General features: G+C 37.6%; 6 protein-coding genes. 1 reads left to right on the top strand and 5 read right to left on the bottom strand.

Features of this window, described 5'->3' with window-relative positions; all coding sequences use genetic code 11:
* Together BM043_RS19565 and BM043_RS16285 are read right to left on the bottom strand one after the other, a co-directional pair.
* Nucleotides 1-680: hypothetical protein (locus BM043_RS19565; protein ID WP_218144161.1), on the bottom strand; the 680-nt coding region annotated here is incomplete at its 3' end.
* Nucleotides 681-967: 287 nt separating this feature from the next.
* A complete protein-coding gene (locus BM043_RS16285; protein ID WP_143189560.1) occupies nt 968-1,492 on the bottom strand; it encodes a hypothetical protein in 525 nt (174 codons plus the stop codon).
* A gap of 288 nt (nt 1,493-1,780) precedes the next feature.
* Between BM043_RS16285 and BM043_RS16280 the strand changes: the two genes are divergently transcribed.
* Nucleotides 1,781-5,761 (top strand): hybrid sensor histidine kinase/response regulator transcription factor, encoded by a 3,981-nt coding sequence (locus tag BM043_RS16280; protein ID WP_092793595.1) that lies wholly within the window; start codon nt 1,781-1,783, stop codon nt 5,759-5,761.
* 53 nt (nt 5,762-5,814) lie between these two features.
* On the opposite strand, the gene BM043_RS16275 is transcribed toward BM043_RS16280, so the two are convergent.
* From BM043_RS16275 to BM043_RS16265, 3 genes are all read right to left on the bottom strand, one after another.
* Nucleotides 5,815-6,405 carry a hypothetical protein gene (locus BM043_RS16275; protein WP_092793594.1) on the bottom strand — a complete coding sequence of 197 codons (591 nt, stop codon included), beginning with the start codon at nt 6,403-6,405 and terminating at the stop codon, nt 5,815-5,817.
* Between the two features lies 1 nt (nt 6,406).
* Complete coding sequence (locus BM043_RS16270; RefSeq protein ID WP_092793592.1) at nt 6,407-8,335, bottom strand: serine hydrolase; 1,929 nt, start codon at nt 8,333-8,335, stop codon at nt 6,407-6,409.
* Nucleotides 8,336-8,457: 122 nt separating this feature from the next.
* The gene (locus tag BM043_RS16265) at nt 8,458-10,338 is read right to left on the bottom strand and encodes a serine hydrolase domain-containing protein (RefSeq protein ID WP_092793590.1); all 1,881 of its coding nucleotides are present in this window, start codon (nt 10,336-10,338) and stop codon (nt 8,458-8,460) included.
* Nucleotides 10,339-10,358: the final 20 nt, after the last annotated feature.

Here is a 10,358-nt window from a genome sequence, read left to right as displayed (position 1 = left end):
CTTCCAAAAGCACCATTCCATGGATTGTAGTTTGTTAAATCCTGTGGTTCTGCTTCCACTGGGTTATCTGCTCTTGCGATTAGGATAACTCCGGCACCATTTCCTCTGGCCCAGCCAACCGTCATTGAATTACCGGTCACATTACTAAAAGTAAGGGAACTGGCTTGATTTGTCGGAGCCGTTAATGTAGTGGCACTTCCCTCTAAAAACTCTGTAATTAAATATTCAGTACTAAAACTTGTACCATTGTATTCATATATCCTAAAATGATAGGTTGTCGAATGATTCAAGCCGTTGATCCAAGTGCCCGACGCAGTCCCATTATAAACTACAAATTGCCCAGGAGCTATTTCATTTCCTAATCCGAAACTACCGGCTAAATAGTCAGCCCCGTTAATCGGTTCTGCAGTTACAGGACTTGTACTGGCAACAATAATTCTTTTATCTCCACTACCTGTCTGCTTAGTAAAACTTACATAAAATCGGTTTCCATCAATATTGGAGATAGAGAGGTTGGTTGATGGTTCAGAAGGTGCTTGGGCAAAAACAGAGGTGTGAAGTAATAAAAGTAGAATTATCAAAAATGAATTTCGCCCTTTTAAAAAGCAATTTCCAAAATCAACCAATGAAGAGATTAGGGTTACTTTTTTACCTAAAATGGATTGTAAAATTGATTTCATAGTAATTTAGCTTAATTCCAAAAGTTCAGGACAGTCCTGATCCATCCCCAAAAATCCAAATCCTAACCTACAAAGAATATCACACCTGTATCAAATGATAGCATTTCAGTAACATTAATTTTTATCTTCAAAAATCTTTGATCTTCAGTAAATTCTGTAAAAAATGAAAGCTCGAATTTAAACCTTAAAAAGTCTTCAAAAAATGCTTGAGGTTTAAAAACCTTTAACATATACGAAATTGTAATTATATCCTTATTCAAAAAATCAGATTGGATCAAGCATTGATCTTATTCTATTCTCTTGACTAATGAATCTGCTAAAAAACCTAATGGATATTCATGAATGAAGTCTACCAATTCCTTTTTTTTCATTTTACCTGAATGAAATTTAACTCGAAATCTATTCTCATAAATTAATTCAAACTCCAAAATTGAGTCTTGAAACTTTTCCTTCAAAAACCCACGGTACCCTTCATGATAAAACACCCGTATTCGCTCGTTAGAATTGATTTCCTCAAAATTTTCTTTCAGACGCTCCATACTACTTAGCAAAAAAATAGAGCCGTTGACCCCAGCCCCGTCTAAAACCTCCACATAGATATGCTTTGAAGAATCATATTTGTGAATGAAATCAGCCTCAACCGAACTTACTCCTATTCTTTCATTTAAACCACCTATAATTTGAAATCTCAAAAAATCACACACTTGCAAAGGAAAAAAGTAATTAAGCTCTTCTCTTGTGAAAGGGATTGTCTGAGATAGTACCTCCTGGAGCTCAGTAAGCGAATGATAATCGGTAATTTGCTCATCCAATACAATTTCAGATTTATTGGAGACTTTCGAATTGCACTGGAAAAAGAGAATAAATAAGAACGGCAAATAGAGTTTCATTTTCACAATTTTAAATTCTTTGTGCTTGGTGAAGCTAATTTATTCTCTGCATTCTGGATAAAACAGTTGTAACAGTATCTGCTCCGCACGTAACATCAATTGAAAATCCATGTATTGAAATGGTATTTTTTAGATTAGAGTTTTTAAAATTGATATATGTTAAAATAAATACTTATAATACAGCGAATTATCAAAACGATAAAGTAAGGAATGTCAATTTCAACGAATTTTTTCATTATTTTAATTAGCGGCCTGTTTCTACTAGGAAATAATCAAGTAGCTTTTTCCCAAGAAAACGTCTCTTTCCGCCAACTTTCTGTTAATAATGGACTTTCACAAAACAGTGCAGTGTCAATTACGCAAGACCCAAAAGGCTTCCTCTGGATAGCCACACAAGAGGGACTTAACAGATACGATGGGAATGAATTCATCATTTATCCTAAAAAATTCAATGATATCACCCAAGAAAATCAAGTCATCTTGGGAAAAGTACTAGCCGACCGACAAGAACGAGTTTGGATAATTCCCGACACAAATATTCCTGAGCTTTTAGAGAAAGGAGAAAAGGAATTCAAACAAATCAACGAGATCCATGCAGCAAGCCAGCTATTCGAAGATGGGTTAGGAACAATTTGGATCGGTACTTTATCTGGTCAAATCTTTCGTTGGAATGAGGCACTGAATATTGCCGAAAGCGTATGGACAGATCCAGGAAAGGAAGTAGTGGATATTTCTGAAATAAATGATAAGCTCTTGATTACGTTCAGGAAAGAGGTGGTGATTTTTGATAAGGATGATTATCAAACCAGATCGATATTCGAAAACCAAAATTTAGGATCATTCTCCACTTCAATTCATACCTATAAGCAGGAAATTCTTGTTGGCACACTTAAGCACGGACTATGGATCGCAGAATCCGTTGAGGGTGATTTCATACCTATCCATGATTATCTGAAAATCGAAAAAACTGGTTTGGAAAATGCCATGATTTTAGACTTATTCCAAGACTCAAAAGGGCTAATTTGGATAGCTACCTATGGTCTAGGGAATTTTCTGATTGATCTTCAAAAGAAGCAGATTCAAAACTTTACTTACAGTAAGCAAAACCCCCGTTCCATTCATTACAATGATGTCCTGTGTATTTTTGAGGATTACACAGGCACGATTTGGATGGGAACAGATGGTGCGGGATTGAGTTTTTACGATTCTTTTTTAGAAAAATTCAATTTCTATCACGATCAGCAACTCCCAGAAAATATCAGTATTGATGTCATTCGATCGATTTTTGTTGATAAAAGAGAAAACGTGTGGCTCGGAACTTCGGGGAAAGGATTAACAAAGTTTGATCATGAAACCAAAGCTTGGAAAACCTATAAAGCTCAAAATTCAAACCACTCATCTATAAAAAGTAACCGTGTTATGAGTCTGATTGGTGACGAAAATCAACTTTGGATTGGCTACCAAGATGAAGGCTTGAGTATTTTAGATCATAGAACTGGAACCTTTACCCATTTTGATCAGGAAAGTCTGCCAAATTTACCTGCAAATACTGTATGGAAAATCCTTAAGGATGATCAAAATCGATTTTGGCTTTGTACTCGAAATGACGGTTTGATTTGGTTTGACCCCAAAGAAGGGGTGAAAAAACAATTTATCCATGATCCCAGTAACGATCAAAGTATCCCCGACAACAATATAAGAACCATCATTCAAGCTTCTCATGATGAGTTTTGGATAGGTACCGAAAACCGTGGAATAGCCCACCTGAATTTAAAAACCGGAAAATTTAAGCGCTATTTGGCAGATGAGTCTAATCCGAAGTCGATCAGCAGCAATGGTATCAAATCCCTATATCTTTCTCCAGATAATCACTTATGGATAGGGACCAATGGCGCAGGAGTCAATAGAATGAATCTCGAGTCAGAAGAGTTTGAATTTTTCACCTCTAATAATGGCCTAGCAAATGATGTAATTTATGGAATCCTCCCCGACGAAAACGGAGATCTCTGGTTGAGCTCCAATAAAGGAATATCTCAAATACAAAAATCGAAATCAGGATTCACTATTACCAATTATACCAACTACGATGGTCTAGCTACCGAATTCAATACCGGTGCCTATTTTCAACATCCCAGCGGAACTTTATATTTTGGAAGTCTGGAAGGCTACTATTGGTTTCATGCAGAAGATATATCACTAAATCATACTCCACCAAAAACTGTAATAACTAAACTAAATACTTTTGACACGACACTTCCATTAACTGAATTTTTAAAACTAAGTCACCATCAAAACACCCTCACATTTTCAATGGCAAGTATGGTTTTTTCATCCCCTGACAAGAATCAGTATCAATACAAATTAGAAGGTTATGATATGGACTGGATCGTCAACGAAACAAACAATCAAGCCCGATACACCAATTTACCAGCGGGAAACTATACCTTTTGGGCTAAATCAAGTAATTATGACAATATCTGGAGTGAGAAACCGGTAGGGTTAAGTTTCACAATCTTGCCTCCTTGGTATTATAACCTTTGGGCCAAATTATTCTACTTTTTTATTTTCTTAATCGGGATTTATGGGATTTTCAATTACCTGAGATGGCGATGGAAAATACAATACGAATTGAAGCTGAAAGAGGAAGAAACCAAACGATTATTGGAAATCGACGAGTTCAAAACCAATTTTTTCACCAATGTATCACACGAATTCCGAACACCCCTAACCTTAATCATGGGCCCAGTACAACGTCTGATAAAAGAATCCGAAAACCCTGTCATTAAGTCCCAGCTCAACCTAATCAAGCAAAACTCTGCACGCTTACTTAATCTAGTGGATCAATTGCTTGAAGCAAGTAAAATCAAAACAGGCAGGCTTAATTTGAAAATCCAAAAAGGAAATTTGGGGCTGCTGCTACAGACTATGGTTATGAATTTCTTTTATCTCGCCTCGGAAAAAGGGATGAAATTTAACCCTTCGATTCCTCTGATGACTGAAATATGGTTTGATTCGGATAAGGTGGAAAAAATTGTAGGTAATCTGATTCAAAATGCAATTAAATATGGAAAACCGAATACAGTAATTGATTTGGAATCAAAAATCATTGAAAATCAAGCGATAATTATTCTCAGAAATCTCAGTTCACGAAAATATAGTCAAGAAGAAAAAGATCAATTTTTTGACAAATTCTATAAACCTGATCAAAAATCAGAAGGTTTCGGAATAGGACTTCCCATGGTCAAGGATCTCACAGAACTACATCAAGGAAGTTTAAAATTGAATTTGGACGACCCGGAAATCTTTGAAGTGGAAATTCATCTACCAATCGATAAATTCTCTTTTTCTCCAAAAGATGTCATTGAAGAGCCTACAGAAAGCCTGAAAATCAACACCCGATTAAATTCTGGACACAAAGGAGTAGACACTCCTTTAGTGCTTATAGTTGAAGACAACGAGGATGTTAGAATGTTTCTTGAAAATGATCTAGAGGAACATTTCAACCTTCTGTCTGCAAAAAATGGGAAAGAAGGTATATACCTCGCTTTTCAAAAAATTCCTGATTTGATCATTTCAGATGTAATGATGCCAGAATTGGATGGTCTTGAGCTTTGTAAAACCTTGAAATCAGATGAAAAAACCTCACATATACCAATCATCCTTTTAACTGCAAAATCAGAAGAAGAGCAAATATTAAAAGGACTTGAAGTCGGAGCTGACGATTACATGATCAAGCCATTTTCCACTCGTAAATTGCTATTGAGAATGGGAAAATTGATTGAGCTGAGGAACAATCTCAGAGTCCGATATTCAGGAAAAAATGAAATTTTACCCAGTGAGATCGCAGTCAGTACAACAGACGAACGCTTTCTACAAAAAGTCCAGGAAATCGTAGATTCGGACCTCCTAGATTCAAATTTTTCAGTAGATGATTTTAGTAGAAAGCTGGGCATGAGCCGAATGCAGCTTCACCGAAAACTGACCGCCCTAACCGGTCTTTCAACTACAGCTTTCATTCGAGATCAACGCTTACGCAAAGCACTTCAAAAGCTAGAGAAAACAGATGACACGGTAGCTGAAATTGCTTATTCCGTAGGTTTTAGCTCTCCTTCTCATTTCAATAAATGGTTTAAGGAGATCTATCAAGTCACACCCTCAGAGTTTAAATTGAAAAGGAAAAATTCGAAATAATACCCTTCTATTTTTACGAATACCCTAAGGAAAATCACGGCGTTCCTAATGCCTCAATTTATCCGCTCCAGATAAAATTCCCCTTCGGTGATCATCACTGATTCTTTGGTAATTATATCATATACCCGACCTGAGAAAGTTCCTTTTGCCTCTTTTTCAGTAAGCTCAGTTAATTCAAAGGTCGGGTCTTCTTCATCTACATCGGAAACATAGGTTTTGCTATTGCTTTGTGTAAAATAACCTAAACTGGCCCCTCGAAGTCCGTATCCAGTAGATTCGAAAGGCTCTAAGAAATCATAGCTACCCACCCGAATTTCTTCCTCGTCTTTGATGGCGATAGTAAATCCTTCAGAGCTTCCATTATCGTCCTCATTGACTGCACCACCAACAATACTTGCCTCAAAGATTCCGGGGATATAACTCCCCACCATGATATAGAGCATATCGGGATTGTTGAACTCTCGCATTTGCCCATCTACTTTTGCACGGATATAGTAAGGGTAATTTTCATTTACTGTTAATTGAACTTTACTTTCATTTTCAGTAAACTCATCCGAATCATCGGATCGTTCTGCGCAAGAGAATACCAGGAGAGGAACTAATAGGAATAGACTCCAGAAAGTGCTATTGGGCTTAGTTTTCATATTAATATCGCTGGAAATCAGTTAAAACCATTCGATCATTAATTTTTCTGTTTAAATCTACAGATAAAAGGGAATCATGCTGAACTCGATAATTTACCTCTTGTCTAAGATTTGTTTTATCCCAAATTCCAGCCCATTTTCTAGTTCGCCCATCCATATATGTTTCAACATCCATGAGATTCCAACCGTCCTTTATTCGAGCGGAAACCAATTTCTGAAACGCTGATAATTCATAGTTCCTGTTAAGTAATCCATCTTTTCCTTCCACCCATACACCACACCATTTTTGTTGGCCATTTAAATAATAAACTTCGATATCAATTAATTTAAATCCATCATTTCCCAATTCTTCCCTCTTTTTGCCAAATTCATCAGGAGAAAATCCGCGATATAGGGCATACTTTCCATTACCCGGTAAAAATAATCCTGCATAGAGTCTTTTTGAACCTTCCATGTAGGTTTCCAAATCTATCAATCGATACCCTTGTTTACTCATCTCCTGCCATTTCTGATTGAATCCATCGGAATCAAAATTTCGCCACATCGCTTGTCCCCCCCGCTGCTTTTTGAAAATCCCATCCCAAACTCGTTTATCATTATGCATGTAGGTTTCAAAGTCCACGCAGACATATCCCGCATCTCTGAGCAATCTCCATTCATCACCAAATGAGTTGGTACTATATCCTCTCCTTAAAATAGTATTCTGATCTCCAAGGTGCCACACTGCGACATTCGATTCATTACATGGATTGTTGGTATTCCTATTATCTATATCTGAAAAATGATAGGGTTCAGCGTCAAAGGCCCGGTTACTAATTCCGGTAGCCCTAAAGATCCTTCTGATAATATTATCTCTAGTTCGAGTAGCATAAGCGCCCCCATTCACGGCAATGGCGATCCCATTATCAGCTTCGGTGCTAAAAATCATTTTGGTTCGCATATCTGCGTGGGCGCCCCCATGTTCTACAAATAATTCAGAACCTAATTGAACTCGCCTTAATCCTAACGAATAGTTTTCATTATCTGTAAACGTTCTTGTCCAAAGATCTTCTGTATTGTCTAAAAGGTCATCGTTCATTAAACCAACCATGAATTTTCTTAAATCATCTATTGTGGATAAAAAGCCACCGCCGGGAACTTTCCAAATGACATCACTCCCATCTGTTAAGGTCAGCATATCATCACAGAATTTATTGTACCCGGTCATTTGACGATTAGAATTATAGGTGAGAGATCTCATTCCCAGTTTATCTTTAATATTGGTATTAATGTAAGAGTCAAAACCGCCTCCCTGCTCATCAATTACAGCACCTAATAAACTGGTACCAAATGTGGAATACCGATGATCTGTCCCTGGTGTAAAGGCCAAAGAACCAGAACTAAACACATCCACACCCTCTTCTGCATCATATGCTTCATCCGCATCTCCAGTATAATTATTCCTATTATATAGTTGATAGTGTCTTATTCCACTTCTATGAGACAAAAGATGCTCTACGGTGATCAAGTTTTTATTACTTCTTGTCGGCCAATAATCGACCAGATCTGAAACTCGGTCATTGAGATCTATTCTCCCCTCTTCGACCAATTTATGAATAGCTACTGCTGTCAAAACTTTTGAAATGGAAGCCCACCGAAATAAGTCTGTGTTCCGAAAAGGAGTACGGCTTTCTACATCTTTATGGCCATAGGTTCTTTGATGAATCGTACGTCCATTTTGCACCACGGCAACTGCTACACCTACCAAGTTCCCATAGATCATTTCCTCTTCTATAATGCGATCTATGGCAGCTGTGGTTTGTTCCTCAGAACTAGAATCCTTCGTTGAATCGATCAAAGAAGGAACAAGAATGAGGATAAGAATTGGAAGAAATTTTACCGAAAGGATAGTTCGATTCCAATCCAACAGATTTTTGATAGTATTTTTCATCTGATTATAATTTGTTTTTTAGAGGTCAGATGGAATCTCGCACATTTTACAATCATCCTCCTGTGTGTCGCTTGCGTTGTGCTCGATTTCATGATTACTTCAGTTAAAAATTGGTTAAAATATTACCAGCCGTATGCGTCGATAATTGCATTGGCTAGCTCATAGCGAAAATCCGTATTACTTCCATTAGTTAAGACCACAATACCTGCACTGGAAATCCTTCGGTCTCGATCATTGATAGTAGGGAAACCGATAATAAAACTTCGGTACCCATTATTAACTCCACCATGGCAGTAATAATCGTTTTGTGCATTTATACTTGGATCACTTGTGTTAGTACCAAGCCCATCTTGTATTTTTAAGGCATGCTCCTTGGTAATGACAGATCTTCCTTTATAAACCCCACCATTATTGATCGTTATTAAAAGATTAGCCAGTTCATTGGCATTGGTATAAAGGCCCGCAGCGGCATATTCAGGATAGCGGTTTCGCACATTTTCATTTCTATATCCCCAAGTAAGTTCTTCAGGTTTGTATGTAGTTTCTGGAGATACCGTAAAGGCACTTTTTTGCATGCCCATTGGATTTAAGATAGTTGACTTCATCCATCGTTCATATGGGCTCCGATTAAGGTCAGTGGTTAATTTTTGTAAGACTGTAAAACCAGGTCCTGAATAATAATCCCTTCTCGCAGTATCTGCTTGGTAGGCAATCGTTATTTTTTCGCTATTCGCGGGATTATCCCCTTTTAAAATTTGGGTCAAATTTGGAAGTCTAGATGCTGGAATGTTTTGGCCATATCCTGAATATCCGCCACCCTGTAAAGGATCAAAAACACGAATTCCAGGTAAAGAGACGCCAGCGCCGTCAATCCCACTTCTGTGATTCAAAATTCCTTCTATGGTAATGTCATCTGCTGTAAAATTTTTCAAACCACTGTTAACCGGTACTTGATAATTGGTGAATGAATCTTGAATATCTTCATCCAGCTCGATTGAAAAATCCTCAGTTAATTTTACTCCGCCTAAAGCCGCTACTACTTTACTCACAGAAGCCGCTTGAAACATGGATTCAGGATGCACCGCATTCGTTTTGTCTCCGTTTTTCAAGAATCCGTAGCCGGTTGACCAAACAATCTCGTTATTCATCACCACCGCAATACTTACCCCAGGAACATTTAGCTCCCTCATTTTTTTCCATATATCTGGACTCACTGAATTTTCAAAATTCCTTATGGGATCTGAAGGGATTTGATTGATCCTTCCATTCGAAATGACCGACCATCCTCCTGTAGGAGTAAACATGACCAAATCGAGACGCTCCTTATTCCCACGCATCGTATTCATTCGTTTAAATGCCTCATTATCAATATTACGGGCAAAATGGTAATCATCTGCAATCACCAGCCATCCTCCAGAAGGGGTAAATTCTAGATGATGAATTTTGCGTGAGGCAGGTTTTCCCGGTAAAGGAGATTGAGAAAGGTTAGTTAAAATCTGATAGCATTCATCATCAATATTGCGCGCAAAAAAAGTCCCATCTTCTGCCAGAATTACCCAAGAATTTTCTGTCCGTGCAGAAGGAGGAAATACTACTTTTCTGATTTTTTTTCCTCGTTTTTGAAGACTTTGGATTTGTTTATGAGCTTCATCGGGAATATTTCTAGAAAATGTAGTTTTATCGGTCACAATTATCCAACTATTCCCCCCCTTTGGCGGAAAAGCTACATGCTTTATTATATGACCAAGTTTCTGAAATTCTTGTATCTTCTCATAGCATTCATCAGGGATGTTTCTGGAGAAACTTTTACCATCTTGGGTAGCGACTACCCATCCCCCATTGGGAGCAAATCCCACTGTATTAATCCCACCTGAAATCAGCTTTCCTATTTGGGTATGTGCTTCGCTAGGAATATTTCTGTTAAAATGGGCCTGGGAATTAGCTAGGTGATGAATTGAGAAGAATAATGCTAGGATTCCGCTTATTAAAAGTGACTTTTTCATTGTTCCAGTTAGTTAAATGG

It is taken from the genome of Algoriphagus hitonicola, assembly GCF_900113375.1.
GTDB classification, from domain to species: domain Bacteria; phylum Bacteroidota; class Bacteroidia; order Cytophagales; family Cyclobacteriaceae; genus Algoriphagus; species Algoriphagus hitonicola.
The sequence above is the reverse complement of the archived record's forward strand: the minus strand, read 5'-3'. Positions and strand labels throughout refer to the sequence as shown.

Excerpts from the sequence above, each read along its gene's own strand:
- BM043_RS16265 (WP_092793590.1), bottom strand. The coding sequence starts at position 10,338 with ATGAAAAAGTCACTTTTAATAAGCGGAATCCTAGCATTATTCTTCTCA.
- BM043_RS16280 (WP_092793595.1), top strand. The coding sequence starts at position 1,781 with ATGTCAATTTCAACGAATTTTTTCATTATTTTAATTAGCGGCCTGTTT.
- BM043_RS16270 (WP_092793592.1), bottom strand. The coding sequence starts at position 8,335 with ATGAAAAATACTATCAAAAATCTGTTGGATTGGAATCGAACTATCCTT.
- BM043_RS16275 (WP_092793594.1), bottom strand. The coding sequence starts at position 6,405 with ATGAAAACTAAGCCCAATAGCACTTTCTGGAGTCTATTCCTATTAGTT.